The sequence below is a fragment of the Arthrobacter sp. K41 genome (genome assembly GCF_059089645.1).
The window spans coordinates 483,062-508,334 of the sequence record NZ_JBNHEW010000003.1; the positions used below are offsets into that span (position 1 = coordinate 483,062).

General features: G+C 60.9%; 22 protein-coding genes and 1 pseudogene. 8 read left to right on the plus strand and 15 right to left on the minus strand.

What is annotated here, in order from left to right:
* Window positions 1-447: 447 nt before the first annotated feature.
* Complete coding sequence (locus AC5RTE_RS09780) at window positions 448-2,286, plus strand: GmrSD restriction endonuclease domain-containing protein (RefSeq protein WP_494041184.1); 1,839 nt, start codon at window positions 448-450, stop codon at window positions 2,284-2,286.
* Window positions 2,287-2,625: 339 nt separating this feature from the next.
* Here AC5RTE_RS09780 and AC5RTE_RS09785 read toward each other — a convergent pair whose 3' ends face one another.
* The 6 genes from AC5RTE_RS09785 to AC5RTE_RS09810 all read right to left on the minus strand — a co-directional run bounded on the left by AC5RTE_RS09785 (window position 2,626) and on the right by AC5RTE_RS09810 (window position 9,339).
* On the minus strand, window positions 2,626-3,210 hold the full coding sequence (locus AC5RTE_RS09785) for a hypothetical protein (protein WP_494041185.1): 585 nt from the start codon (window positions 3,208-3,210) through the stop codon (window positions 2,626-2,628).
* A gap of 364 nt (window positions 3,211-3,574) precedes the next feature.
* Entirely contained in the window at window positions 3,575-5,050 is a 1,476-nt protein-coding gene (locus AC5RTE_RS09790; protein ID WP_494041186.1) for an ATP-dependent nuclease, read from the minus strand.
* The gene (locus tag AC5RTE_RS09795; protein WP_494041187.1) at window positions 5,038-6,198 is read right to left on the minus strand and encodes a GmrSD restriction endonuclease domain-containing protein; all 1,161 of its coding nucleotides are present in this window, start codon (window positions 6,196-6,198) and stop codon (window positions 5,038-5,040) included. The genes AC5RTE_RS09790 and AC5RTE_RS09795 overlap by 13 nt, the downstream gene beginning before the upstream one ends.
* Before the next feature lie 75 nt (window positions 6,199-6,273).
* Window positions 6,274-7,053 carry a carbon-nitrogen hydrolase family protein gene (locus AC5RTE_RS09800; protein ID WP_494041188.1) on the minus strand — a complete coding sequence of 260 codons (780 nt, stop codon included), beginning with the start codon at window positions 7,051-7,053 and terminating at the stop codon, window positions 6,274-6,276.
* A gap of 48 nt (window positions 7,054-7,101) precedes the next feature.
* Window positions 7,102-8,451, minus strand: coding sequence for an APC family permease (locus AC5RTE_RS09805; RefSeq protein ID WP_494041189.1), 1,350 nt, complete (start codon window positions 8,449-8,451; stop codon window positions 7,102-7,104).
* A gap of 9 nt (window positions 8,452-8,460) precedes the next feature.
* Entirely contained in the window at window positions 8,461-9,339 is an 879-nt protein-coding gene (locus AC5RTE_RS09810) for a carbon-nitrogen hydrolase family protein (RefSeq protein ID WP_494041190.1), read from the minus strand.
* Window positions 9,340-9,434: 95 nt separating this feature from the next.
* Here AC5RTE_RS09810 and AC5RTE_RS09815 point away from each other — a divergent pair, with 95 nt between their 5' ends.
* Window positions 9,435-10,187 (plus strand): FadR/GntR family transcriptional regulator, encoded by a 753-nt coding sequence (locus AC5RTE_RS09815; RefSeq protein ID WP_494041191.1) that lies wholly within the window; start codon window positions 9,435-9,437, stop codon window positions 10,185-10,187.
* A 53-nt stretch (window positions 10,188-10,240) separates the two neighbouring features.
* On the opposite strand, the gene AC5RTE_RS09820 is transcribed toward AC5RTE_RS09815, so the two are convergent.
* The gene (locus AC5RTE_RS09820; protein ID WP_494041192.1) at window positions 10,241-10,984 is read right to left on the minus strand and encodes a hypothetical protein; all 744 of its coding nucleotides are present in this window, start codon (window positions 10,982-10,984) and stop codon (window positions 10,241-10,243) included.
* 250 nt (window positions 10,985-11,234) lie between these two features.
* Between AC5RTE_RS09820 and AC5RTE_RS09825 the strand changes: the two genes are divergently transcribed.
* Window positions 11,235-12,014, plus strand: coding sequence for a DUF4839 domain-containing protein (locus AC5RTE_RS09825; RefSeq protein WP_494041193.1), 780 nt, complete (start codon window positions 11,235-11,237; stop codon window positions 12,012-12,014).
* A 99-nt stretch (window positions 12,015-12,113) separates the two neighbouring features.
* A complete protein-coding gene (locus AC5RTE_RS09830; RefSeq protein WP_494041194.1) occupies window positions 12,114-12,296 on the plus strand; it encodes a hypothetical protein in 183 nt (60 codons plus the stop codon).
* Between the two features lie 203 nt (window positions 12,297-12,499).
* On the opposite strand, the gene AC5RTE_RS09835 is transcribed toward AC5RTE_RS09830, so the two are convergent.
* Entirely contained in the window at window positions 12,500-13,912 is a 1,413-nt protein-coding gene (locus tag AC5RTE_RS09835) for an amino acid permease (RefSeq protein WP_494041195.1), read from the minus strand.
* A gap of 53 nt (window positions 13,913-13,965) precedes the next feature.
* Window positions 13,966-15,064 (minus strand): annotated as a pseudogene (gene hisC, locus AC5RTE_RS09840) (histidinol-phosphate transaminase).
* A 93-nt stretch (window positions 15,065-15,157) separates the two neighbouring features.
* Between hisC and AC5RTE_RS09845 the strand changes: the two are divergent.
* Together AC5RTE_RS09845 and AC5RTE_RS09850 are read left to right on the plus strand one after the other, a co-directional pair.
* The gene (locus AC5RTE_RS09845) at window positions 15,158-15,661 is read left to right on the plus strand and encodes an Lrp/AsnC family transcriptional regulator (protein ID WP_494041196.1); all 504 of its coding nucleotides are present in this window, start codon (window positions 15,158-15,160) and stop codon (window positions 15,659-15,661) included.
* 118 nt (window positions 15,662-15,779) lie between these two features.
* Window positions 15,780-17,438, plus strand: a complete 1,659-nt coding sequence (locus AC5RTE_RS09850) for a thiamine pyrophosphate-binding protein (RefSeq protein ID WP_494041197.1) — start codon at window positions 15,780-15,782, stop codon at window positions 17,436-17,438.
* Window positions 17,439-17,490: 52 nt separating this feature from the next.
* Here AC5RTE_RS09850 and AC5RTE_RS09855 read toward each other — a convergent pair whose 3' ends face one another.
* Window positions 17,491-18,102 (minus strand): Ltp family lipoprotein, encoded by a 612-nt coding sequence (locus AC5RTE_RS09855; RefSeq protein ID WP_494041198.1) that lies wholly within the window; start codon window positions 18,100-18,102, stop codon window positions 17,491-17,493.
* Window positions 18,103-18,373: 271 nt separating this feature from the next.
* On the minus strand, window positions 18,374-18,616 hold the full coding sequence (locus AC5RTE_RS09860) for a hypothetical protein (RefSeq protein WP_494041199.1): 243 nt from the start codon (window positions 18,614-18,616) through the stop codon (window positions 18,374-18,376).
* 633 nt (window positions 18,617-19,249) lie between these two features.
* On the opposite strand from AC5RTE_RS09860, the gene AC5RTE_RS09865 reads away from it, so the two are divergent.
* Window positions 19,250-19,426 (plus strand): hypothetical protein, encoded by a 177-nt coding sequence (locus tag AC5RTE_RS09865; protein WP_494041200.1) that lies wholly within the window; start codon window positions 19,250-19,252, stop codon window positions 19,424-19,426.
* 287 nt (window positions 19,427-19,713) lie between these two features.
* Window positions 19,714-20,643 carry an NADP-dependent oxidoreductase gene (locus AC5RTE_RS09870; RefSeq protein WP_494041201.1) on the plus strand — a complete coding sequence of 310 codons (930 nt, stop codon included), beginning with the start codon at window positions 19,714-19,716 and terminating at the stop codon, window positions 20,641-20,643.
* Window positions 20,644-20,737: 94 nt separating this feature from the next.
* Here AC5RTE_RS09870 and ppsA read toward each other — a convergent pair whose 3' ends face one another.
* The 4 genes from ppsA to AC5RTE_RS09890 form a co-directional block, all read right to left on the minus strand.
* Window positions 20,738-23,155 carry a phosphoenolpyruvate synthase gene (gene ppsA / locus AC5RTE_RS09875; protein WP_494041202.1) on the minus strand — a complete coding sequence of 806 codons (2,418 nt, stop codon included), beginning with the start codon at window positions 23,153-23,155 and terminating at the stop codon, window positions 20,738-20,740.
* Window positions 23,156-23,299: 144 nt separating this feature from the next.
* Window positions 23,300-24,118: a pyruvate, water dikinase regulatory protein gene (locus AC5RTE_RS09880; RefSeq protein WP_494041203.1), complete on the minus strand. Its 819-nt coding sequence runs from the start codon at window positions 24,116-24,118 to the stop codon at window positions 23,300-23,302.
* A gap of 45 nt (window positions 24,119-24,163) precedes the next feature.
* Complete coding sequence (locus AC5RTE_RS09885; protein ID WP_494041204.1) at window positions 24,164-24,571, minus strand: nuclear transport factor 2 family protein; 408 nt, start codon at window positions 24,569-24,571, stop codon at window positions 24,164-24,166.
* The gene (locus tag AC5RTE_RS09890; RefSeq protein ID WP_494041205.1) at window positions 24,571-25,236 is read right to left on the minus strand and encodes a dihydrofolate reductase family protein; all 666 of its coding nucleotides are present in this window, start codon (window positions 25,234-25,236) and stop codon (window positions 24,571-24,573) included. Before AC5RTE_RS09890 ends, AC5RTE_RS09885 begins: the two co-directional genes overlap by 1 nt.
* Between the last annotated feature and the right edge of the window lie 37 nt (window positions 25,237-25,273).

Genomic DNA, 25,273 nt, shown 5'->3' on the forward strand with positions numbered 1-25,273 from the left:
TTCGGGTTTTCTTCCGACCCGGGGCTCACGGATGCATAAACAAGCCCTGGGGAAGAACCGGGCAGCTATGACGTGTGATGGTGTTAAGCGATTTACTGGACAGCAGGGTTAGCACTTCGCAGCGGTGGAGCCTGCTGCTGTAGCGTTACCAATGCTGTGAAGTTTTCGACTCGAAGCGCGGTCTGACTGCAATGTCCGCACGGATGCCGCAGCCAGGCTCGGCAGTTGGCGCATGCTACGATAATCAGGATGTGCAAAGGCGCAAACATGACGCGCGAAAGCACTCCCAGTGCTCACTAGGTCGAGCGCGCTGGGACAAGGACTGGCAAGGCATGTAAGAAAGCGTCAAGTCACTCCCTGACCGGCTGAGGCCCTCGGAACAAGATGTTTGCCGTGACCTAGTACTCTGCTTAGCTAAAGCAAGCGGAAGTGATAAGGAAGGCAACCATGTCATTTGATAGCCCGATTCGTGACCTTGAGACGCTCCTTAAGGACATTGACAGTGGGAAAATTCAGCTTCCTGATTTCCAGCGACCTTGGAAGTGGGACGTCGACAGAATTCAGAGTCTCCTCGCCAGCATCGCAAAGGGCTTCCCCGTCGGTGTCGTCATGACGCTTGAGACGGGATCGGATGAAGTCAACTTCGCCGTCCGTCCCCTTTCAGGAGCAAGGGAGTCCAACACTAGCCCGGACTTCCTCCTTCTTGACGGCCAGCAACGTCTGACATCGCTCTACCAGTCATTGTTTAGTCAGGAACCCGTCGATTCATGTGATCCGCGTGGCAAAGTCATGAAGGGTTATTTCTACATACGCGTTGCGGAGTCGATTGATTCGGATATGGACATGGAGGACGACGCAATTTTCTTCGTTAAGGAAGATCGGATTGTTAGAGCAAACTTTGACCGCGACATAGTTGCCGACTACTCCGACATGGAAAAGGAAATTGCAGCGGGAGTATTTCCGCTAAATAAAATCCTTGATACAAGCTACACCAGGAAGTATAGCCGCCTCTTCCATCACAGCCATCCCGACTCTGACACTATGTTAGATGAGTTCTTTGATGGTCCGCTGAAGCAGCTCTCAGAATACAAGGTTCCTGTTATCGAACTTTCGAACACGACTAAGCGCGAAGCGGTGTGCACTGTGTTTGAAAAGGTAAACACGGGCGGCGTAGCCCTAAATGTTTTTGAACTTCTGACGGCCACCTTCGCGGCTGGAAGTGCCGATTTCCGGCTGAATGACGACTGGACGGCGCGTAAGAGGAAGATGTTATCGCTCCGTCCTGTTCTGTCAGGTTTAGAGAACACAGACTTCCTCCAGGCGATCAGCTTGTTGGCTAGCAGGAAACGGCGGCTTAACTACTTAGGTGAATCAGAAAAGGTCCCAGGAATCACCTGCAAGCGAAAAGACATCCTAAAGCTCTCACTTGACGACTATTTGGAATGGGCGGACCCCCTGACAGATGCATTTATTTGGGCAGGTCAGTTCATCAACGACCAGTTTATCTTTCGGCATCAGGATCTCCCTTACCGAACCCAGCTCGTGCCGCTGGCAGCTATACGCGTCGCGCTTGGAACCGACGCAGATCTGCAGGGGGTCGCCCGTTTAATTACACGATGGTACTGGAGCGGAGTTATGGGCGAGCTTTACGGAGGGGCGGTCGAGACCCGATTCGCGCGGGATCTCGAAGAAATGGAAGCCTGGGTTCGCGGAGGGAATGAGCCGGGTACAGTCGCTGGCGCCTCATTCAATCCAGACCGGCTCCTTACTTTGCGAACACGCAATTCCGCTGCCTACAAAGGCATCTATGCCTTGACAATGCGGGGAGACGTTAAGGACTGGATCTATAATCGGACAATCAATCAGGGCTCGTACCAGGACTTTGCAGTAGACATCCACCACATATTTCCCCAGAAATGGTGCGAGAGGGCAGGCATCGAGAACTCGCTAGTGCAAAGTATCGTGAATAAGACGCCAATTTCCAGTGTGACGAATCGATTTATTTCTGCAAAGGCGCCAAGTAGGTATGTCGGGGAGTTGGCGTTGCGAGCCCAGATCTCAGCGCAAGAACTTCAAGAATCAGTAGCCGCCCACCACATTGACGTTGCACATTTGCTTATTGATGACTTTCACGCTTTCTTTGAAGACCGCCGAATTCGGCTTCTCGACCTCGTAGGGTCTGCGATGGGCAAACCTGTGCTGAGCTACGACCAAGCTGGGCACGACGATTTCGGTTCGGTGGAGGAAGACGAACTCAGCGATCTCGCCGCATCTCTAGCGAGGTGAAAGTTCACTCCTCACAAACATTTCGGACTTCTCAGACATGCCGCTACCGACCGAAGATGCTGTGTGCGTATCATTCAGTGCAGTCCGAAGTGCTGCTCCAGCCAGGACTTGCATCCTTCCGGGAAGCGTCCTAGAACTAAGCAAGCTACTACCGGCAGAGGTTTGGGCGTCGCTAAAATAAAGTGGGAAGTAACTATACCAAAGCAGCTGAGCCTGCAAAGTCTGCCTAGTCGAATTTTCACGTGTAGGCCAGCTGCAGTTGGGACTACTCATGATTTTGCACGAGCTCTAGTTGCAGGGGAAACAGCTTGGCGTGACCAGCGAGAGACAGCTTCCAGCCTATTTGCCCTCGGTTCCCACTTGTAACACAGCGGGATCCTTTCCCTTGACGAGCGTCGCGCAAAAATTCTTATAGGGGCTGTCGATCAACGCAAGCCGATGTCGGTCAAGCCGGCTCTGTATGGCGGAGTAATCTCTTTGAAAAGTGGGCTCAGAAACCACAAGTAAGTGAATGAGCTTACCGATACTCGCAACTAACTCCGTCATTGCTTTAATTTGACAGTAGTCATAACGAGAAAGATTGCGCGATTCAACCAGAAACTCGTTCTCTTTGCGGCTCTTCAATTGCCATGTCCATTGACCGTGAGCTATTTTATTGCGATCTTCTATAACCGGATTAAGGCTTCCGGTGACTAGAGACTTCGTCTCTAGCAGTTGCGTCGCGGTCTCGACTACAAGGGCAGTATCCAATCCAATGTGAATCGGGACATTGAAATGTCTACGATAAGATAATTCGATTGCTGACAACCAACGATCACTCTGACTGGTCTTTCCCCAAATGATTGACCTCTCAGCATCATTAAATCCCGTAGGATCCACAATGAGCTTTCTAAGCGTAGCCTCCGCCATGATGCCAACTGTCAACAGATGCAGTCGCCTTATGGTTGCGACTGGGGCTGACGTGCGTTCGGGATTCCTCCAGTCCCCGCTAGCCCTGATCTGTTCCTTATGTAGCCGCTCGAGCTGTGTCAGACTCGCCTTTATTTCCTTCAGGTTCTCCGAGTTCTTCCTGAACTCGACTGAAGTTGGGTATGCCACTCTCGACTCCTAAACGCCACATCGCATGAATGACTCATGCAACCTGGCGCCCAGGAGTCGAACCTGGTCCTTCTGAGCGATGCTCAGACGCGCTCCGTGCGCTACGCCCATAAAAGGATAACAGACTCAGACATCCACTTGCTCATTCATCGTAAAAGCCGATCGCAACAAGACCACACATACATCTTCTCTACTGCGAGTCCAAAAACGATCGAAGGCCATAGGCCTGCTGCACAAACTGTTCGTCATCGAAAAGAAATGCTGCAGTGACATCTAGGAACGCCGAGCTGCCGTTGAAATGCCGCGCCATCGACAGCAACCAGTCATGGTGATCCAGTCCTTGAGACTCAACTAGGGCGTCAGTGAGCTTCTGGGCGACATCCGTGGAAAAATGAAATTCCTGGCGCCCGGTGAACCATGCCGTGAGCCTGTCCTGCAACATGCGTTCTGGGGGAAGGTCGCCAGGTAAATAGGAGAAGTTCTCTGAGGTGACGTCTGATGTTCGCTGATCGCCGTCTAAAATTCCGACCAACCGGTGGATGGTCTGCCCCGTGCTGCGATATGCATGCAGACCATTGACAATGGTCCTGACTCCTGATTCACCGTCTTTTGCATAGGAGATACCTACCGAGTCGAGCAAGCTCCTATCCAGAGTGCGTAAGACCATCTCCAGCATTTGGGCAGCAAATAAGTCTTCTGTTACAGCAATACAGCGCAGGGATCTCCTAAGACCTAGTCGGCTGGCCAGTGCCCTTGAGTCGAGCCCGGTAGTAACGGACATTTCCGGCAAAGAACCGATCAACGACACCTGCCCAGGAGGTAATGATTCAAACACGCCTGGTGAATGGGTGGACATAATGACGGTCAGGTCCCTCTTGGCGGAGATAATTGCCAGCGCCTCTGTTAATTTGCGTTGAGAAATTGCAGCAAGATGAGTCTCAGGTTCTTCCAGGATGACAATGCCGCCATCCGATATCTGCTCAAGTCTCCAGAGCAAATATATCGTGGCCAACTCGCCTCGACCCATGCCAAGGACATTGTATTCAGCCCCAAGGGCTCGAATCCGAAAAAAGGGAATTGCTAAATCTTCCTCACTTACGGAAGTAATCTCATAGATATCAATCGTGTCGTAGTCTCGATTCAATACGTATGAGGCGAGCGTAAGGGCGTCGGAGCTTGCGGGGGCGGGATCGACGCCTTCTATCAAGTCCAAATAATTGGGATCCTCGCGGAGCATGGCAAGTATTTTGCCGGTCTCAATGGCCGCGTCGATGTAATGGACGTTCCCGGGAACATCTCCTGACCGTACGACCTGCACGTCCCCAACACCGGACCGGCGAACCTGGATGCGCGAAGAGTTAAGATCTGTCCGGGTCCGGTCGTTGGACCATCGAATCTCAACTTCATCAATCTGAGCGAACCAACCGACGGAGTCCTCGGGTAGCTCCATAGAGGAGTCCAAGCAAATTCGAATCGCCTGGAGTAGGCTGGATTTACCTGCACCGTTGCCGCCGGCAATCACCGCCATGCCGTTACCCAGTTCAACTGAGTACCCCGCCGGGACTCTTGCACCTTTCAGGACAATTGTCTTTGGACTAGCCGAATAACTTCTGACTGGAAGGCGCTTTATGTGGTTGGCGATATCGGCAGATCTCACACTGACCATTGGTCACCCCAACCGACGCTGTGGCCATACTGGTAAAGCTCACGGTCACTGGCTGACCTGAGATCTAGTGTGAAGAGGGCTCCTTCTACGGTACTGCGTATCAGAGGCGACGGCTCCCAGAAGCCTTTGCGCGTCAGGAGTATCGTTGCGCAAAGATCACGAAGAACGACAGACGACACATCTGCAACACGCGCCGTCGATCTGTCATGAAAGATTCGAAGCGCAGCCGAAAGCGCGTTGTCTTCAACAACGCTAGGCTCCCACCGATTGCGCTCAATCCATTCCACGCCCTCGTAGAAGCGCTCAATTTCTAACTCTGATTTTCTGCTCACGCTAAATCTGGAAATGAGACAAAGCCAAGTATGAATCGTCGCCTTGTTGGGGCGGATCTGGGCAGTATTGGATTCGAGCATTGGCGACGACAGGAAGAAGCGAACGGAGTTCGTAGCGTCCTCAATAATTTCCTGAGGGAATTCTTTCACCTGCCGATATCGAGCGGTGATTCTACTGGCGGTAATTTTTTCGTTAAGCGAGCGATTTTCCATTGTAAGCAACAGGCGGCCTAACAAGTCGTCATAGGCCATCCGAGCGTTAGAAAAGCCGACCCGCTCTTTGTTCAGACCCGTCTCAGAAAATGCCTTAACGAGGTTCTTGATCTGGTTTCGGGGACCACCAATAAATGCGTTGCGTTTCTCTGCCTCCGTCAGATTCGTCGGTTGGTTCAAACGGAAAAACAGCTCGTGCGGCTCATCAGGATCGTAGTCGGTTAATTCAAATATTCTGATCGTGAATTTTCTAAAGTTCCGTTTGATCGACGGCGGAAGCTGATGATATCGGAGCCCGTCTAAGGGTAGTAGTGCATCACTTTCCGGCTCTATATTGCCGTCAATCGCGAACGCCCCATCCATGAAGTCGCGGATGGCTGTGAGTCGCTGTTGCCCATCGAGAACGTCACTGGTTCCTTCCGGGCGAGCAACTAGATGAACAGGCGGAATGTGCCAGCCTCGCAAAACCGTATCTATCAAGCGCTGTTGTTTTTTGAGCGTCCAAACCTCTCCTCGTTGAAAGTCTGGCTGCAAATCGTAATCGGCATCAAGAATCCTGCGATATATAGTCTCGATATCAGGATCTTGCGTATTAAATTTCATAAACTCCCCAAAAAAGTTCCAGCAACCCTGCGTACCCTGTCTTGTCCGTCATAATAGCGCTCCCGCCCCACTCTGCTACAGCCGCCGCTGCCGGAACATCGGGAACGACTCCCGCACCCGCTCCACCGTCTCCAGCGAAACCTCCACCGCCCGCACACCAGGCTCCAATCCAAGGTCGGTCTCCACAACTCCCATCGGGTCCACTAACACAGTCCGGCCCACCGACACCGGCGGCGCCTGGCAAACCCCCGCCACGTACATGCTGTTCTCAATCGCCCGCGCCGCGTTCAGCGCGAGCCACTGCTCCGTCTTGTGCTCCCCCGGCACCCAGGACGAGCAGACCAGCAGGACCTGCGCGCCGGCGTCGGCCAGTGACCTGGCCAGCTCGGGGAACCGCAGGTCGTAGCAGGTCATCAGCCCGAACCGCACTCCCCCGTGCTCGAACACCACCGGCTCAAGGGACTCGCCGGGCTTGATGAACTCGGACTCCCCGAACCCCTGCGCGTCGAATAGGTGGATCTTCCGGTAGGAAGCCAGCCGGCCGCCGTCGGGCCCGAACGCCACCAGCGTGTTGTACGCCCTGCCCGGCTCGTCCGACGCTTCCACGACGCCCGCCACCACCGCGATGCTGTGGCGGCGGGCAATACCGGCGAGCTCCCGGCAGACGGGACCGTCCAGGGGCTCGGCCACCGAAGGGAACGTTGCGTCCACCTTCTTCTTCTCGTAGGTGGCGTACTCCGGGAAGGCGACAAGCGCGGCGCCGTCACGCGCTGCCTCGGCGGCGAACTTATCGATCGCGGCGAGGTTGGCCCGGATGTCGGCACCCGACTCCAGCTGCCCCAGCGCAATCCTCACGACTGTTCCTTCCCTCGGCCCACCGGCCACACTACAAACTGACCAGTGTCAGGCGGCCGCCTCGACCGTCGCCTTCTCCGTCGCCGTCATCTCCGGCGGCGAGGCCTTGAACCCGCGCGTGATCAGAGCCAGGACCAGCACGCCCAGCACCAGCCAGGACACACCCAGCGTAATGGCGTTGCTGTCAAGCTGGGAGAGCAGGTAGGCGCAAATCACCGCGCCGATCACCGGGACCAGCACGTAGGACACCGGGTTCAGCTGCTGCCCGGCCCGGCGTTGGCGCACGTAGTGGAACACCACCGAGGCGTTCACCAGCGTGAAGGCGGTGAAGGCACCGAAGTTGATGAACGACGTCGACGTGGCCACGTCCAGGAAGATCGCGATCAGGCCAACGATGCCGGTGACCACCAGGTTCGCCACCGGGGTGTGGAACTTCTCGCTCAGCCGGCCGAAGACCGCCTTGGGCAGGACGGAGTCGCGGCCCATCGCATACAGCAGGCGGGAGGCGCTGGCCTGGGCTGCGAGGCCGGAGGCGAACTGCGCCACCACCAGGCCGGCCAGGAACACGGCGCCGAACAGCTGCCCGCCGATCTGCAGGGCGATGGTGCTGGCAGCGGAGGCCGAGTCCTCAAACACGCCGCCGGGGTGGACTAGCTGGGTCACGTAGGACACCGCCACAAAGATACCGCCGCCGATCAGGGCCACGAGCATGATGGCGCGCGGCACGGTCCGGCGCGGGTTGATGGTTTCCTCGGTGAGGGTGGTGACGGCGTCGAACCCCAGGAACGAGTATGCGGCAATCGCGGCGCCGGCGGAGATGGTGGCGAAGCTGGCGGTGTCGTTGAAGAACGGCTGCGCGCTGGCCAGTCCCCCGGCGCCGTTGGCGGACACCACGTTGCCGATGGCCAGCGCCACGAAGAACACCAGAACCAGCAGCTGGAACGCCATCAGCACGTAGTTTGCCTTGTCAGCCACCTTGATGCCCAGGATGTTAAGCAGCGTGGTGATGAGGATGAAGCCCACGATCCAGACGCCGATGGGGATGCCGGGGAACTGGGCGCTCAGGTAGGAGCCGCCGATGAGCCAGATGACCATGGGCAGGAAAAGGTAGTCGAGCAGGACGGCCCAGCCCACCAGGAAACCGACCCGGGAATCGATGGAGCGGCGGACGTAGGTGTAGGCGGAGCCGGCCACGGGGTAGGCGATGGCCATCCGGCCGTAGCTGTGTGCGGTGAACAGCATAGCCACGAGCGCCACGAGGTACGCGGCGGGCGCGGCGCCGCCGGTGGTTTCGGCAATGATGCCGAAGATTCCCAGGACGATGATGGGGGTCAGGTACGCCAGCCCGAACAGGACCAGTGAGGGCAGCTTCAGCGTGCGGGTGAGGGTTGTTGTCACGGTGTTTCCTTAGGGCTTGTAGGACGGCGGTGTCCAGGTGGCCGGGTTGATCCGGCCTTGGTAGACGGAAAGTTCGACGGCGGGCTCCCCCTCGCGGAACTGCGACCAGGGGCGGTTGAGGTTCTCTGTGCCGTGCGTGCGGACGCGGTCGACGGCGGCAAGGTCCAGTTCCGCGGTGAGCAGCTGCGGCTGATCGTCTGTTGCTTCTGTGAGGGTGTTGCCTTCCGGGTCCACGATGATGCTCCTGCCCTGGCCGGTGGGGCCTGCGCAGTTGACGCTGACCATAAAGACCTGGTTCACGATGGCGTTGGCCTTGGCGAGGATCAGTTCCTGTTTGCGGTCCGGGGTGGTGGTTTTGACGACGTTGAGGATGACGTCGGCGCCCATCCAGGCGAGCTGGCGAGACACTTCCGGGTACCAGGCGTCGTAGCAGATGTTCAGGCCCACCCTGCCGATGCCGGGCAGGTCGACCGTAGTGAACTTGTCGCCTGGGTCGTAAGGCTCGAACGGGCGCCAGGGGAAGATCTTCCGGTAATAGCCGGCGAGTTCCCCTTCCGGGGACAGGACCAGCTGGGTGTTGAACAGCTGGCCTTCGGGGCCGCGTTCGCAGACGCTGCCGGGGACCAGCCAGATATTGAGGTCCTTCGCCAATTGTTTGAGTTCTTTGACTCTCGGGCCGTCCAGCGGTTCGGCGGAAGCCTGGAGCATTTCCGTTCTTTGGAGGTCCGGGTTTTCATCACCGAAGAGGTGCAGTTCGGGGAAGACGACCAGTTTGCTGTGCGGCTGGGATCGGAGGGCTTCTTTGACTTCGTCCGCGAAGGCCGAGGCGGGTTCGCCAATGAGCCGCGGCCGGGCCTGGGCAGCGATGAGGGGAAGGATGCGTTGCATGGGTTTGTCTCCGCGTTGGGGTGTGATCCGGGTTATATTAGATCAGAATGAACTAATAAAGGAAAGGGGGCGGCGTGGGCCGTAAGGTAGCGGATATGACCCGTCAGCTGGAGGACACCGCCGAGCCCGCCCGCCTCGGCGCCGGCAGGATGCCCGGGATGGAGCGCCGCAGCGCGATGGACGCCGTACGGATGCGGATCGGGATGGCGATTTCACTGGGGCTGCTGAAGCCGGGTGAACGGCTGCCCGACCAGGAGGATGTGGCCCTGGGCCTTTCGGTCAGCCCGATCACGGCCCGCCGTGCGTTGGCGAGCTTGGCGGAGCAGGGCGTAGTGGTCCGCCGGCGCGGCCGAGCGGGGGGAACATTTGTGGCGGACTCGCCGCCGCCAGATGTTTTGGCGGAGCTATCTGCCTCCCCCGCCGAATCCCAGGAAGTGAACCGGCTGGTGGACCGGCGGCTGCTGTTTGAGTGCGCGGTGACGCACTACGCGGCTGTTAATGCAACTGCTGACCAGCTGGATGAGCTGGAGCGGCTGACGCGCGACATGGCCGAGGCGACGGACTGGTCCGTCTACCACCAGGCCGACGAGCTGTTTCATCAGTTGGTGGGGACTGCATCAGGGATGGGCAGCGCCGTCGACGTCTATAACGAGACGCTCGCCGAGCTGTACGACTACTTCATCCCCTACCCCATCGAAAAGCTGCACACGTCAAACCAGGACCACATCGCGCTCGTGGCCGCCCTCCGCGCGGGCAACGTTGAGGAAGCCGTGGAGGTCGCCCGGAAGCACGTGGACATCCTCCACCGGACGATGTTTATGGGGCTGGCACAGGGCAGAACTTCCTAGGTAGGGCCCTGAACGCGAGCCGTAAGCCTGTGGGTTTCGTTGACTTGGGGTAGTCACGCATGCCAGGCGATTGCGTTTCGGACAAAGGCCGCGATGCGCTGGACGGAAGCAACTCCAGAGGAAGGACCAGACGTGTACTTGCTCGCCGCTTCGCGAACACATTGATCCAATTCCTGCCAAGATATCCAGCAGAAGACGTCTGGAAGGCGGTCCATAAGCTCGGCTTCAGAAGGAAGCCGCGGCTCGCTGAGGCGTTCCAGTACGGGGCCCAGAAATTTACCGACGGCTTCGGCGAGTTCGAGCTGGCCATTCCCCTTGACACGAACCGGGGGTGTAACGCCCAAGAGAAAGAGAACGGGCATAAGGGTACCGGCTTTGGACATAAGCGCCAGGTATTCACGGGCAAGTTGTTCCGGCTGAAAACTGCCGTACCTAATTCGTTTTGCTTCAACCAGGGTGTACGTGCTCGGAGTCGTAAAAATTGCGTCGGGCTGGACTGTCAATCTCGCATTGCGCCCACCTGAACCTAGGTTGAAATCGCCTGGCAGAAAACCCATCAGCAAGTCCTCTGCTTCCGCAGCGAGCTTGTTCCGAGCCTCATCGGCACCGTGGGCGGCCTGGATGGCGGCTCCAAGGAAATGAGCCCTGGGCAAGAAATCCAAGCCTACGAGCACTTCGGCGGTCAGGACATTTTCGCGCCCCTGCCCGCCTGCCCTGTAGTCACGGGCGCTTTCCCAAGAAACTTCTTCGAGGAGTTTGCCGACAATGGAACTGGAAGCGTTGAACGAAGTCTCCAAACAGGCTCTCCTCTGAAGGGCGTATTGACGTTGTTGCGACAGTAGCCTAGGAACCCGCTTGGTGAGCCAGAAACGCGCAGACCAGTTCGTGAACACGAACCTGCGCAGCGTGCTTCCGTCAATGAAAAACACCTCGATCAAGACCGGGTATATTCGATGAGCGCCGTCATCCAATACGGCGAGGCTCGCGACGTTGCTACGTCAGGTCGAGTCAAGAAAACGATAAGTCCCATAGGGATTGGGGGGTCTCATGGCTGGCGACGACGCACAGTATGAGTTCAGGTCAGTGCATTCCATTCGCGGCACAGAAGCCAGAACGATGCAGAAGCTACAAAAAGAAGGCTGGGAGTTCGTCAGCCAAAGCCAGGAACTGTTGCGGACGAAAATGACCTTTCGCAGGCTTAAGCCTCAGCAGTCCTGGCGCTCATGGGGAATAGGGGTCGGTGCGCTCCTGCTTATTGGCATCATCGGTATAGGCGTTAGCTCAATTCAGAATGAAGATGACACCTCCGCCCCGACCGCACAAGTGAGCGAGGCGGCTGCCACGCCGACTACGCAACCCTCCGTCACAGCGACCGAAGAGGTCGCCACGAAGACGACCGAGCCGGCCGAGCCCTCACCTGCGGACGCTGCGCAAGAGCAGATTTTGACCACTGATAACAGTCCGGAGCTTGCTGCACTATTAGCCGGGTCGGACACAGATTACGACCTGATCGAAGCATTCGCAGCAAAATATAAGGGTCGGACCATTGAGTTTGATGCAAATATCGGCTCCATGAATAATCACGGTAGCTACAAAACAAGATATGACATCCTGATTCTTTCCGGAAACCACAATGAACCACCGATGACTGGCCCAAATTTCCAATTCCGCGATGTCAACCTGGTGAATGAATTGCATCTTACGGGTTCGAACATTCCAGACACTTTGGGAGCGGGTGCTAACCTTCGCGTCATTGCTCGAGTTGAAAGCTTCAATTCGGCTCAGGGTCTCTTCTTTTTGAAGCCAATTTCTACAGAAGTACGGTGAAACATTGCATTGCTGAACGAGGACGGGCCTCTTTACTTGTGGGCACGTCATCGGGCAGTGGTCGCTAACGTAGCCGAGTCACAGCCTAGACTCAAATTTATGGCTACTTATGAACCTGCCGAGCTCGCTCGTGAACTCGGTTATACCGACGAACAACGACCTGGAAAAGTAGTTCGCGATTATTTACGCAAAAAATATCCGGATCACCGTAAGTACGAGCGGTGGGTGCTCGATGAAGGACAGGCTGAGGATGTACGCGCAAACGTCTCCCGAAAGCGCTGATTCTGGCCAATACGGCTTAGCGATCAGCCCCGGGCGGCGACTCCTTCTCCTAACCGCCTCATTGCCTGGGAACCTCTGCGTCTCGTAACTTATGCTTCCCAACTACTTGCCGTCGGGCTTCAGACTTGCGGAGGGCGCGCTCGGCCAGCCGGACACGCCCTTTGCGTGCAAAAAACCCAAGCAGTGGTTCGCAGAGCCCTAACTCAGTCGACGAGCGCCGGCTGCTTGTCACCCTCCGCCGCTTCAACCCGGCCCGCAACCTTTCGGTTCCGGTGGTTCAGCCAGTTTGCCACCGCCAGCAGTGCCACCAGTCCGAACGTGCTCAGGAGCTGGGGGCGGGAATCCTCACCGATTAAGCCCACCGTAAAGATCGCCGCGAGGATGAGCAGGCCAAAGCACGTAAGCCACGGGAAGCCGGGCATCCGCAGGGGGAGTTCCGTCCCCTCGCGGTCGGCGCGGAGGCGCAGCGCAAGCTGGGCCAGGAGCGCGGACGTCCACACCAGCAGGCACGTCGATCCCACGATGTTCAGCAGGACACCAAGGACCATCTCTGGGAATGCCAGCTCCAGCACAACCGTGACAATACCGAAGGCGACGCTCGCCAGGACTGCCACAACCGGGACCCGCGCCTTGGACACCGCAGCGAGCAGGCGGGGTGCTTCACCCCGCTCCGCAAGCGAGTACGCCATCCGGGAGGCACCGTAGAGGTTGGCATTGAGCGCCGACAGTAGTGCCGCGACGGCCACCAAAGTGATGGCGGTGGCCGCACCGGGCATCCCGGCGGCTTCCAACACCGCGGCGAACGGGCTCTTCAGCCCCTCGGAACCAACCGGAACAACGGCGGCGATAATGAAAATCGCACCGATGTAGAACACCAGGATGCGCCACAGCACGGTGCGCACTGCCTTCTTTACACTGCGGGCCGGTTCGGCTGTTTCAGCTGCCGCCACGGACACAATCTCGGTGCCGCCGAACGCAAACGCCACCACAAACAGCGCCGTCGCGATCCCGGCGAAACCACTGGGCGCGAAGCCGTCGCCTATGAAGTTGGACAGGCCCGGCGTCTGGACGCCCGGCAGCCAGCCGAAGAGCAGGGCAGCGCCCACAGCCAGGAACGCAACGATTGCCGCCACCTTCAGCAGGGCGAACCAGAACTCGAACTCGCCGAAGTTCTTCACGCTGGTCAGGTTCACGGCGGTGAGCACCACGATGAACACAAAGGCCATCAGCCACACCGGCAGCGCGGGGAAGATGGTAGCCAGCAAGCCTGCCGCACCGAGCGCTTCGGCCGCGATGACCACCACCAGCTGGATCCACCAGAGCCAGCCAACGGTGGCGCCTGCCACCGGCCCGTAGGCCTTGGCGGTGTAGACAGAAAACGCGCCACTGTCCGGGTTAGCGGCGGCCATCTCGCCGAGGGCCCACATCACCAGGATGATGAGGGTGCCAGCCACGAGGTAGGAGATCAGCACGGCCGGGCCGGCCGCCTGGATGCCAGCGCCGGAGCCGATGAAGAGGCCAGCGCCGATGGCGCTTCCGAGGCCCATCATGGTGAGCTGGCGTGGTTTAAGGGCCGCGCCGAGGGCGCGGGCAGACGTCTTTGTCTGTTGTTCCATGGGGATTCCTCTAGATAGTAGGTGGAACGGAGTAATAAGGGATCAAAGAATGCTCAGGCCGCGTGGGCTTCGAGGAGCCGGAGCACGCGGTCGTTGGAGGCGGGATCGGCAACGGTGATCCGCACGCCGTCGCCCTGGTACGTACGGACCAGGACGCCCGCGCCGTCGAACGCCTCGACGAGCCTCGCCCGGAGCTCGTCATCGGCACGGAGCCACAGGAAATTGCCCTGGCTCGGCTGCAGCTTCCAGCCCTGGGCCGCCAGCTGCGCGGCCATCCGTGTGCGCTCCTGCTTCACGACGGCGACCCGCGCCTCCATCTCCTCCCCCGCATCCAGGGACGCGATGGCCGCCTTCTGGGCCAGCGCGCTCACGGAGAACGGCAGGGCGGTCCGGCGCAGTCCCTCCGCGATGGCCGGCGAGGCCACAGCGTATCCAACCCGCAGGCCGGCCAGCCCGTAGGCCTTGGAGAAGGTGCGCAGAATGCACACGTTGGGGTACTGGCGGTAGAGCGCCAGGGAATCGGGGCCGCTGCCCGCTTCGGCGTATTCCACGTAGGCCTCGTCGATCACCACGAGGATGTCAGAGCGGACGGCGCGCAGGAAAGCCTCGATGCGTTCGTGGCTGATCGGCACGCCGGTCGGGTTGTTGGGGGTGCAGAGCAGGATGACCTTCGTACGTTCAGTGACGGCGGCGGCCATGGCATCGAGGTCGTGGCCCTCAAGTTTGGTCGAGCGGGATGCGGACCGGCCGGGCGCCTGCCAGCTCCACCAGGATGGGGTACGCCTCGAAGGAGCGCCACGCGAAGATCACTTCGTCCCCGGCGTCGCAGAGGCCGGTGATGATCTGCTGGAGGACGCCCACGCTGCCCGGCCCCACCGCGACCTCTTCGGCGGTGACGCCCAGGTGCCGGGCGAGCCGTTCGCGGAGTTCGACGGCGGCGCTGTCCGGGTAGCGGTTCATCTTGCCAGCAGCTTCGGCCACCGCAGAGATGGCTGCGGGCAGCGGTTCGTAGTGGCTTTCGTTGCTGGCGAGGGCTGCGACGTCCGCGCCAGCACCGCGCCTGCCCGGGACGTAGGACGGAAGCCCGGCCACGGCGCCGCGAAGGGTGGGCAGCGCGGTGTCCGGCCTTGTCAGGAGTTGTTCAGGGGTCATGGGCACCGATCATGGTTGTGACCCGGCCCACATAGCAAGATACGCTTTTGTGCTTGGGACTTCTGCTCAACTTCTAGTAGCTCTGGTGAAAATATGACCATCACGAATGCTCGCACCCTCGATTCGCTCGACGGCCGAATCATCCTGGCCCTCGACAAGGACCCCGAAGCCAGCGCCCTGGCACTTTCCCGGACACTCGGCGTCGCACGCAACACCGTCCATGCCCGCCTGGCACGGCTGGAGCGCAGCGGCGCACTCCGCTCCTTCAGCCGGCGGCTGGACCCCGCAGCGCTCGGCTACGAGCTCATGGCCTTCCTCTCCCTGGAAATCAGCCAGACGCGGTTCGGCTCCGTGGAGAGCGGCCTCGCAGCGATCCCGGAAGTCATCGAGGTGCACGCCACCACCGGCGACGCGGACCTCATGGCCAAGGTGGTAGCCCGCGGCACCGCCGATCTCTATCGCATCACCAACCAGATCCTGGAGATCGACGGGATCCAGCGGACCAGCACCGCCATCTCCGTCATGGAACTCATGCCGCCCCGCTACGACGGGCTCATCAGCCGCCTGTCCGAGCAGGAACCCCGCACGTCGGACTAAGCGTGGTTGGCGCACCCGGAGCTGGGCATTTTTTCACTTTTTAAGCCCCCTGCTACCAAAAGTCCCAACAGGATCCACGGGTATTGCAAGTGTGAGATGCAGGCCACAGGCTTCCTGCATGACCACTCTCACAGTCTCCGGCCGCGTGGCGCAGGTTCTCAGCAGCTACCTCAGCGACGTCTTCGGCGTGATGGGTAACGGCAACGTCTACTTCCTGGATGCCGTGGAAAAGCTGGGCTTGCGCTTCTCCCCCGTGCGGCATGAGGGTGCCGCCATCGCCGCCGCCGACGCCTACTACCGGACCTCGGGACGGCTCGCAGCGGGCACCACCACCTACGGACCCGGCTACACCAACGCCCTCACCGCCCTCGCCGAGGCCGTCCAGGCGCAAATCCCCGTCGTGCTCGTCACCGGAGACGCCCCCGCCAGCGGGGCCCGTCCGCAGGACGTGGACCAAGCGGCCATCGCCGCCGGCCTCGGCGCCGCGACCTTCACCGTCACTCGCGACGCTGCGGGCTCCATCACGCGGCAGGCCGTGGAGTACGCACTCACCAAGCGCACCGCCGTCGTGATTGCCATTCCCTACGACCTCGCGGCTCTGGAGGCTGCAGACGAGGAACTTCCGCCGGCGGCCACACCCCAGGCAACGCACGACGGCGGCGCCGACCTTGGACAGGTGGCCCGCCTGCTCGCCGGAGCCAGGCGCCCGCTGATCCTCGCCGGCCGCGGGGCACACCTCGCCGGAGCCGGCCCGGAGCTCCGCGAAATCGCCGACCGGCTCGGCGCACTGACCGCCGGAACCGCCCTGGCGCTCAACCTCCTCAAAGGCGAGGGGTACCTGGGCGTCGCGGGCGGTTTCGGCACCGACACCGCGGCCGGGCTCATGGGCGAGGCCGACGTGGTCCTGGTGGCCGGGGCGAGCCTGAGCCCCTTCACCATGCGGTTCGGGCACCTGCTCGGCCCGGACAGCACCGTCATCCAGATCGACACCTCTTTGCAGCCTACGAACCCCCGGGTGGACCTGTTCATCAACGCGGACGCGAGGTCCGCCGCGGGGCGTCTTCTGTCATTGCTCGATGGTGAGGTTGCCACGGAAGCGTGGCGCGCGGAAGCTCGCAAACGCCTGCCCGAAGGACCGGCCCACCACCCCGGCACGGATGTGACCGGGGACGGCCGGCTGGACCCGCGCTCCCTCGCCACCGCGCTGGATGCCGTGCTGCCGGAGCGCCGCACGGTGGTTCAGGACGGCGGGCACTTCATCGGCTGGGCACCCATGTACTGGAACATCCCGCGGCCGGAGGACCTGGTGATGGTGGGGACCGCCTTCCAGTCCATCGGGCTGGGACTTGCGAGCGCCGTCGGGGCAGCCCGTGCATTGGAGGGCGGCCGCACCCTGGTGCTGGCCGCCGGCGACGGTGGTTTCCTCATGGGCCTGGCCGACCTCGAATCGCTCATCGGTACGGCGAGCAGCGCCGTCGTGGTGATCTACAACGACGCCGCCTACGGAGCAGAGATCCACCAGTACGGCTCCCAGGGCCTGACGGAGAAGCCGATGCTGATCCCGGAGGTGGACTTCGGCGGCGTCGCCCGGGCATTGGGTGCCGAGTCGGCGGTCATCCGGTCGCTGTCCGATCTTTCCGCTTTGCAGGACTGGATCGACGCCGGCGCCAAAGGAACCTTCGTGGCCGACTGCCGGATCACGTCCACTGTCCGGGCGCCCTGGCTGAGCGAGTGGATGAACGCGTCTCAGGCTGAAAAGGCGACGTCTATGCGTTGATCGGTACACAGCAAAGGGGCCCCATAAGGGAGCCCCTTCGTTTGGCGCCTTCTTACGGCAAGTTCTGAACCGCGTAGTCGGCTTCCTCCGGCGTGAACTTCTCGCCGAATTCTGAGGTCAGCTGCTGGCGGATACCCTCCGGTGACATCGACATGGTCGTCTGGTAGCTCTTGGCCTTCTCCAGGGCGTTTGCCTTGTAGTCCGCCTGAAGGTTATCAACCGCATATTGCGCTGCTTCAGGAGAAAACTTCTCGCCGTATTCTGATGTGAGCTGGTTGTAGATACCAGCCTTGCTCATGTGCATAGTCTTGGAATACGACTCCGCCTTCTTCAGTGCGGACTTGTACTCGGAAGGAACCGCCGGTGCCGCGGGCGCTGCGGGAGCCGCGGGGGCTGCAGGAGCCGCCGGGGCCGCGGCCGATTCAGGTGCCGCAGGAGCAGACGCCACTGCCGGTGTCTCTGCTGAAGGAGCGACAGTAGCCGTAGAATCGTCCTTGCCAGCGTTTGAAATCCCCGAAATGATCATTAGGGCGGCAATAATCAGAGGGAGAAGGAAGCGCTTCTTCTTGAACCAGGGCCGGGTAGCCTTGCGATAAGCCTTATCCGCAGCCGCTTGGGCTTTGCCGTCACGTGGAGCGTTCGGCGTCGTTGTGTTCTCTGTCATTGCAGATCCTGTCTAACTTATTTGGCTGATTCTCTGGGTGGCGTCTCTGCCCGCGGTATCACTGAGATATAGCCCTGCGTCAGACCAAATGACAGGTCGGTCCCCCAAGACAAACTATAGCGGCACAAAACAACTGAAGCTCAGCGAGGCCTAGTAGATGCCGGTTTTATGACGCTTCAGAACAGCGCCACCTTGGCCCGATAACTATCTGCCACCCAGCGTTACATACGCCTCCCGGGCAGGCGATGGCTGCTTCGTTTAGGCAGCAGCCCTACTGCTGAGCGCTTGCCTGTTTCACCGGGCTGAGCCCATGTTCCTGAAGTTTTCCGCTCTGTCCCCTCTTTGCAAGGGCGCCGCCAACGAGCGTGACGACAGCTACCCCGCCGACCATCATCATTTTGGTCATGAATATTAGAAGAGGCCACATCAACCTGGCACACATCACCGTCAGCTTGACTGACGCGATCATGCACCAAACGGTGAACTTCATCATGAGCACGAAAACGAAGAGCATGCTTTGGCCTTTCAGTTGAACGATACGTATCCGAACCAAGAACAGGCTCACCACGGATTCAGCAGAGAAAGCCCATTATGCACTGTGCGTCTTAGTAGAACTATGTCTGTCTTCTGCAACATCTGATGAATAGCCTGTTAGATTCAGCACCTTTAGCCCTGGCAGACGGATTTCTAAATCAAGGCCTCCTCAGGATTCGCGCAGTAATCCATCAAGCCAAGAAAAAATGGGCAATCAGTTTGCTTTGGTCAGGGAGGATACCTTTGGAGTTATTGCAAGCGTGCATCGCTGAACCTGACTTCTTCATTATTGGCGGTCAACGGTCGTACCTTTGTCCGCCCGCCTCATCATCACGGCCGCAATGCCAGAAAGATCGTTAAATAGGGGGACCACGCTTTGACTAAAACTCACATCATCGCTGCAGGAGCAGTCGTTTGCCTTGCCCTTGCTGGCTGCGCAGGAGGGTCGCCTCAGGCCGCCCCGACTGTCACCCACACAGTAACTCAGACGGCTACTGCCACAGTGACCGCCACAGCTACTGTGACCGCAACACCACCTGCAGCCGTCGCTCCAGAGCCTGCGCCAGTTGTCGCAGCACCACTAACTGCTGTAGTCCCCGCCAACGTTGTTGGCATGAACGCAGAGGCTCTGAACGACGAACTCACAGCCCTGGGCTTCACAAAGATCGTCCACAACTCTGACACCGGCAAGACTGTTCTGCTGCTGAGCAACTGGACTGTGACAGGCGTAGACAACGCTGGAATTGAGCAGTCAGTGGATAAAGCAGTGGTGGTGCACGTTACCAAGTAGGACTTGTTCGTTCCCATCTCTGACACACCAAATTCCCGCGTCTCAAAGCCGCGCCGGCCTTTGCTGGCGCTCAGGGGCTGTTCTGATGTCAGGTGACATCGAGGTGTTAGGTGATTGAGCGTGCCTCTCTACAGGGGGGTGGTTCGAACTCGGTAGCGCCGCTTTGTCCTATCGCCGGCACGCACTTAGTGCGGACTTGTCCGGCACCGGAACTACCTGCCCGTGCTATCCGCCACTTCGTGGCCGGGCCCGGAATACTGAGATCCCGCCACGCGGTTGTGGAAGGCATGAAGGCAATCACTTACAGCTCATACGGAAACCCGGACGTCCTCGAATACAGCGATCAGCCGATGCCGAAAGTTGGGCCGGGAATGGTCCTGGTCAAAGTCAAGGCAGCAGCAGTAAACCCGGTGGACTGGAAAATCATGGCCGGGTACCTGGATCCCATCATGGACCTGCAGTTTCCCGCCATCCCCGGCTGGGATGTGGCAGGGGTTGTGGAGTCGGTGGGAATTGACGCGAGGCAGTTCCAGCCCGGCGACGAGGTCATCGCCTACGGCCGCAAGGACTACGTCCACGGTGGCAGCTTTGCCGAGTACATCGCGCTCCCGGAGCGGGTCGTGGCCCGGAAGCCTGCCTCGCTCGGGTGGAACGAATCGGCGGGCCTGCCGCTGGCCGGCCTGACCGCCTACCAGGTCCTCAACCGGCTGGGCCTGAAGGCCGGCGAGACTGTCCTGATCCACGGCGGTTCCGGAGGCGTGGGCTCCCTTGGCATCCAGATCGCCGTTGCCCAGGGCGCCAGCGTCATCGCCACCGCCACCGAGAAGAACCACGAGTTCCTCCGCTCCCTGGGAGCCGAGCCGGTTGAATACGGGGACGGGCTCGCTGAGCGCGTTCGCGTGCTGGGTCCTAACGGCGTGGACGTTGTTGCCGATTTCGTAGGCGGAAACCTCGAGGCGACGCTGGCCGTGCTGGCCGAAGGAGGCCGGCATGCCTCGATCGCCGACAGTGAAGTGGAAGAGCACGGCGGCGAGTGGATGTGGGTCAATCCAGTGGGAGCCGACCTGCAGGAACTCGCCGACCTGGCGGACAGCCGGAAGATCCGCGTGGAAGTTGCCGAGGTCTTCCCGCTGGAAAAAGCCGCTGATGCCTTCCGCAGCAACATGGAGGGCCATACCCGCGGCAAGATCGTGGTCGCAGTAAACCAGGATTCCTGATCCAGACAGCTGGCAACTAAGGCTCCGTTCCTACGAACCCGCGTGCCGCCGTCGGGAACTCCCGACGGCGGCACGCGGCTTAAGCTTGGAGGGGTCAGCGCGCTCCCACCAAAGCGGCGCCCTCGGCGGAAGCGCCCGCCGCGACGTCCGCGAGCCGAAGCCAGGTGTCCACCACGGTGTCCGGGTTCAGGGAGACGGACTCGATGCCCTGCTCCACCAGCCATTCGGCAAGGTCCGGGTGGTCGCTGGGGCCCTGGCCGCAGATGCCCACGTACTTGCCGCGTTCCCGGCAGGCCTTAATGGCCATGCTGAGGAGCTTCTTAACGGCAGGATCGCGCTCATCAAACCCTGCGGACACAATGGCCGAGTCGCGGTCCAGGCCCAACGCCAGCTGGGTCATGTCGTTGGAGCCGATGGAGAACCCGTCAAAGTAGTCCAGGAACTCGTCGGCGAGCAGCGCGTTGGACGGCAGCTCGCACATCATGACCACCTCCAGGCCGTTCTCGCCGCGGCGCAGCCCGTTCTCGGCGAGCAGCTCGATGACGCCGCGGGCCTCGTCCAGGGTCCGCACGAACGGGATCATGAGCTTGACGTTGGTCAGGCCCATCTCGTTCCGGACAAAGGACAGGGCCTCGCACTCCAGGTCGAAGCAGTCCCGGAAGGACGGCTCCAGGTAGCGGGAGGCGCCGCGGAAGCCGAGCATCGGGTTTTCCTCGTGCGGCTCGTAGGCCGGCCCGCCCAGGAGGTTGGCGTACTCGTTGGACTTGAAGTCGGACATGCGCACGATCACCGGTTCCGGCGCGAACGCGGCGGCGATGGTGGCCACGCCTTCGGCCATGCGCTTAATGTAGTACTCGCGCGGGTTGCTGTACGCGGCGATCCGCTCCCGGATCTTCGCCTGCACGTCCTCCGGCTGGCTGTCCAGGTTCAGCAGCGCCTTGGGGTGGATGCCGATCTGGCGGTTGATGATGAACTCAAGCCGGGCCAGGCCCACGCCGTGGTTGGGCAGCTGGGCGAAGGTGAACGCCTGCTCCGGGGTGCCCACGTTCATCATCACCTTCACGGGAGCATCAGGCATCTTGGTGATCCCGGTGTCCTCCACCGTGAAGTCCAGCAGGCCCTGGTAGATGGTGCCAGTCTCGCCGTCGGCGCAGGAGACGGTGACCTCCTGCCCGTCGGACAGCGCGTCCGTGCCGTGGCCGGTTCCGACGACGGCGGGGATCCCCAGTTCCCGGGCGATGATGGCCGCGTGGCAGGTCCGTCCACCGCGGTTGGTGACGATCGCGGAGGCGCGCTTCATGATCGGTTCCCAGTCCGGGTCCGTCATGTCCGCCACGAGGACGTCGCCGGTCTGGAAGGCAGCCATCTGGTCAATGGCGGTGAGGATGCGGACGCTGCCGGCGCCGATGCGCTGGCCGATCGCGCGGCCCTCGGCCAGGACCGGGCCGGTTTCGTTGAGGCGGAAGCGGGTCTGGCTGCCGGGGGCACGGCGGGACTGCACCGTTTCCGGGCGGGCCTGCAGGATGTACAGGCCGCCGTCGATCCCGTCCTTGCCCCACTCGATGTCCATGGGACGGCCGTAGTGGTTCTCGATGGCCACGGCGTGCCGGGCGAGCTGCTCCACGTCCTCGTCGCTGAGGCTGAAGCGGTTCCGCAGGGACGCCTCCACCGGGACGAAATCGATGGTGCGGCCGATCTCCTGGCTGCTGGTGTAGGTCATCTGCAGGGCCTTCTCGCCCAGGCCGCGCTTGAGGATGGCGGGGCGGCCGGCCTGCAGCGCCGGCTTGTACACGTAGAACTCGTCCGGGTTCACCGCACCCTGGACCACGGCCTCGCCGAGGCCATAGGAGGAGGTGACGAACACGGCGTCCTGGAAGCCTGATTCGGTGTCCATGGTGAACATGACCCCGGAGGCTCCGACGTCGGAGCGCACCATCCGCTGGATGCCCGCCGAGAGTGCCACGTCCGCGTGCTCGAATTTGTGGTGCACCCGGTAGGCGATCGCGCGGTCGTTGTAGAGCGACGCGAACACGTCCTTGATGGCGGCCAGGATGTTCTCGATCCCGCGGACGTTCAGGAAGGTTTCCTGCTGCCCGGCGAAGGACGCGTCGGGCAGGTCTTCCGCCGTCGCGCTGGACCGCACGGCCCAGGACAGGTCATCGGATCCGCCGTGCTTCTCCACCAGCTCCCGGTAGGCGTTCCGGAGCTGGTTCTCGAAGTCGGGCAGGAAGGGCGTCTCGCGGATCAGGGTCCGGATTTCCTGGCCGGCAGCTGCCAGGGCGGTCACATCATCGGTGTCCAGGCCCACGAGCCGGTCGACGATCTGCTGGTCCAGGCCGGACTCGGCCAGGAAGTTGCGGTAGGCATCCGCAGTGGTGGCGAACCCGTCAGGAACCTGGACGCCGGCGGAGGTCAGGTTCTGCACCATCTCGCCCAGGGACGCGTTCTTGCCGCCCACCCGGTCCAGGTCCTTGAGTCCGAGTTCTGAAAACCACAGGATGTCTGTCGCCATAATTACTGCTCCTTCGCAGAGGGTGAAATGCCAAGGCCCGGCTCCCGGCGGTGGCCGGGTAGGGGCAAAAGTCCTCTCCACCTTGGCAGGGCTTCCAGAACGGCGCCATATGATGTGTGCCACACCACATTTGTGAAACTCTTCCTAGTGCTTGAGGTTCATCTTCTGCAGGATGGTGGCCGCCATCTCCTCCACGGACACGCTGGCCGAGTTGAGGTAGGGAATCCCGTGGAATTCGTACAGGCGCTCGGCGCTGCGCAGCTCGAAACCGCACTGGCGCAGCGAGGCGTAGGAGGAGCCGCGGCGCCGTTCGGTGCGTACCTGGCTCAGGCGCAGCGGGTTGGTGGTCAGGCCGAAACATTTCGACACGAAGGGCTTGAGCGACTTGGGCAGCCCTTCCCTTGCGAAATCCTCCTCCACCAGCGGGAAGTTCGCGGCGAAGATCCCGTGCTGCAGCGCCAGGTACATGGTGGTGGGCGTCTTCCCGCACCGGGACGGGGCCACCAGGATGACCTGGGCCTTTTCCAGCGCCCGCAGGCTCTGGCCGTCGTCGTGCTCCATGGCATACTCGACGGCGGCCATCCGCGACTGGTATCGCGCGGCGTTTCCCAGGCCGTGCGCCCGGCCTGGCTCCCCGCTGGCATGGCTGCCCAGCGCCTGCTCCAGCTGTTCGACGTACGTGCCGATGAGGTCCACGATGATTCCCCGGCAGGTACTCAAAGTCTGGCGGATTTCGCTGCTGACCGCGGTGGAAAAGACCAGCGGGGCCGGTCCGGCGGCGGCCGCGGCGTCGATGATTTTAACGACGGACCGTGCCTGCTCAACGGTGGTTATGAAGGGGACGGTGATGCGGTCGAAATCGTTCCCGGGAAACTGTGTCAGCAGCGTGTTTCCCAGCGTTTCCGCGGTGATGCCGGTGCTGTCCGAAAGGAAATAGACAGGCCGGAGAGCGTCAGTGGTCATGGAATGACCCTAGCGGTCCGTTGCCGGGCTCGTGCTGTGATGAAGCTAAGGAGCGGGCAGCGGTGGGTCTGCAGGCTGCTCGGCGCGCCAAGGGGCCCGCCACTGCGGAGCATCCCACCCATCCATGATGTAGATCCGCTCGTGCGCCACCCGGTCATCCCGGAACTCGAGAAGGCTGACCGTGTACATCCAGGGCGCACCGTCGTAACTGATCAGGTTCTCTACCACCACCAGGTCTTCACGGTGCGTGATCCGCCGGGTGTGAAATTTGAGCTCCGCCGGATACTGCCGCCGCCATTCGCGAAAGTTCTCCACACCTTCGAACCGTTCGCCGGACTGGGGAAACTCAAGCACGGCGTCGTCATGGTAGATCTCGTGGGCGATGTCCTCGTCCTTGCCGGAGTACTCCCAGTGCCGCCGCAGGGCATGCAAAAGGTCTGTCTCGTTGAGCATCACTTACCCCCGGCCGGGCGACGGGTGAAGACCAGGTGGACCACCCCTTGGGGAGAAGGTGTGGCTTCAATGTGGAAACGTTCCTCGAGTCCCTCCAGTCCGTCCCAGAGCCGTTCACCCCGGCCCAGGACGATCGGCACGAGGACGACGTGCATGTGGTCGATCAGGTCAGCCTCGAGGAACTGCCGCACCGTGCTGGCGCCGCCGCCGATCCTCACATCAAGGCCGCCGGCCAGGGCACGGGCCTGTTCAAGCGCTGAGGCAGGGTCCGCGTCAACAAAATGGAAGGTTGTTCCGCCTTCCATCTCGAGGACCGGCCGGGGATGGTGTGTCAGGACAACCACAGGGGTGTGGAACACGGGGTTATCGCCCCACCACCCCTTCCAGTCCTCGTTTTCCCAGGGACCGCGCTGAGGACCGAACTTGTTACGCCCCATAATTTCGACGCCGACCCCGGTTCCCCACTGGCTGGCGAACGCCTCGTCGACGCCGAAGGAACCTTCCGATTCCCCATGAAGGCCCATCGCGCGGAAGGTCCGCGTCTCGAAGGCCCACTCCAGCAGCCGCGTGCCTGCGTGGCCGAACGGAGCATCCAGTTGCTGGCCCTCGCCCGTGCCGAAGCCGTCGAGGGAGACCGAGAAGTTGTGTACGCGGACAAGGGACATGCGGTCTCCTGAAGTGTCGTAGGCAGTCACTGTAAGG

Bases quoted from the DNA above. Each gene is read 5' to 3' on its own strand.
- AC5RTE_RS09830 (WP_494041194.1), top strand. From the start codon at position 12,114: ATGGCTACTTATGAACCTGCCGAGCTCGCTCGTGAACTCGGTTATACC.
- AC5RTE_RS09885 (WP_494041204.1), bottom strand. From the start codon at position 24,571: ATGCTCAACGAGACAGACCTTTTGCATGCCCTGCGGCGGCACTGGGAG.
- AC5RTE_RS09795 (WP_494041187.1), bottom strand. From the start codon at position 6,198: ATGAAATTTAATACGCAAGATCCTGATATCGAGACTATATATCGCAGG.
- AC5RTE_RS09790 (WP_494041186.1), bottom strand. From the start codon at position 5,050: ATGGTCAGTGTGAGATCTGCCGATATCGCCAACCACATAAAGCGCCTT.
- AC5RTE_RS09835 (WP_494041195.1), bottom strand. From the start codon at position 13,912: ATGGAACAACAGACAAAGACGTCTGCCCGCGCCCTCGGCGCGGCCCTT.
- AC5RTE_RS09855 (WP_494041198.1), bottom strand. From the start codon at position 18,102: ATGACAGAGAACACAACGACGCCGAACGCTCCACGTGACGGCAAAGCC.
- AC5RTE_RS09825 (WP_494041193.1), top strand. From the start codon at position 11,235: ATGGCTGGCGACGACGCACAGTATGAGTTCAGGTCAGTGCATTCCATT.
- AC5RTE_RS09780 (WP_494041184.1), top strand. From the start codon at position 448: ATGTCATTTGATAGCCCGATTCGTGACCTTGAGACGCTCCTTAAGGAC.
- AC5RTE_RS09865 (WP_494041200.1), top strand. From the start codon at position 19,250: ATGAACGCAGAGGCTCTGAACGACGAACTCACAGCCCTGGGCTTCACA.
- AC5RTE_RS09845 (WP_494041196.1), top strand. From the start codon at position 15,158: ATGACCATCACGAATGCTCGCACCCTCGATTCGCTCGACGGCCGAATC.
- AC5RTE_RS09850 (WP_494041197.1), top strand. From the start codon at position 15,780: ATGACCACTCTCACAGTCTCCGGCCGCGTGGCGCAGGTTCTCAGCAGC.
- AC5RTE_RS09870 (WP_494041201.1), top strand. From the start codon at position 19,714: ATGAAGGCAATCACTTACAGCTCATACGGAAACCCGGACGTCCTCGAA.
- AC5RTE_RS09810 (WP_494041190.1), bottom strand. From the start codon at position 9,339: ATGCAACGCATCCTTCCCCTCATCGCTGCCCAGGCCCGGCCGCGGCTC.
- AC5RTE_RS09815 (WP_494041191.1), top strand. From the start codon at position 9,435: ATGACCCGTCAGCTGGAGGACACCGCCGAGCCCGCCCGCCTCGGCGCC.
- AC5RTE_RS09890 (WP_494041205.1), bottom strand. From the start codon at position 25,236: ATGTCCCTTGTCCGCGTACACAACTTCTCGGTCTCCCTCGACGGCTTC.
- ppsA (WP_494041202.1), bottom strand. From the start codon at position 23,155: ATGGCGACAGACATCCTGTGGTTTTCAGAACTCGGACTCAAGGACCTG.
- AC5RTE_RS09880 (WP_494041203.1), bottom strand. From the start codon at position 24,118: ATGACCACTGACGCTCTCCGGCCTGTCTATTTCCTTTCGGACAGCACC.
- AC5RTE_RS09860 (WP_494041199.1), bottom strand. From the start codon at position 18,616: ATGCTCTTCGTTTTCGTGCTCATGATGAAGTTCACCGTTTGGTGCATG.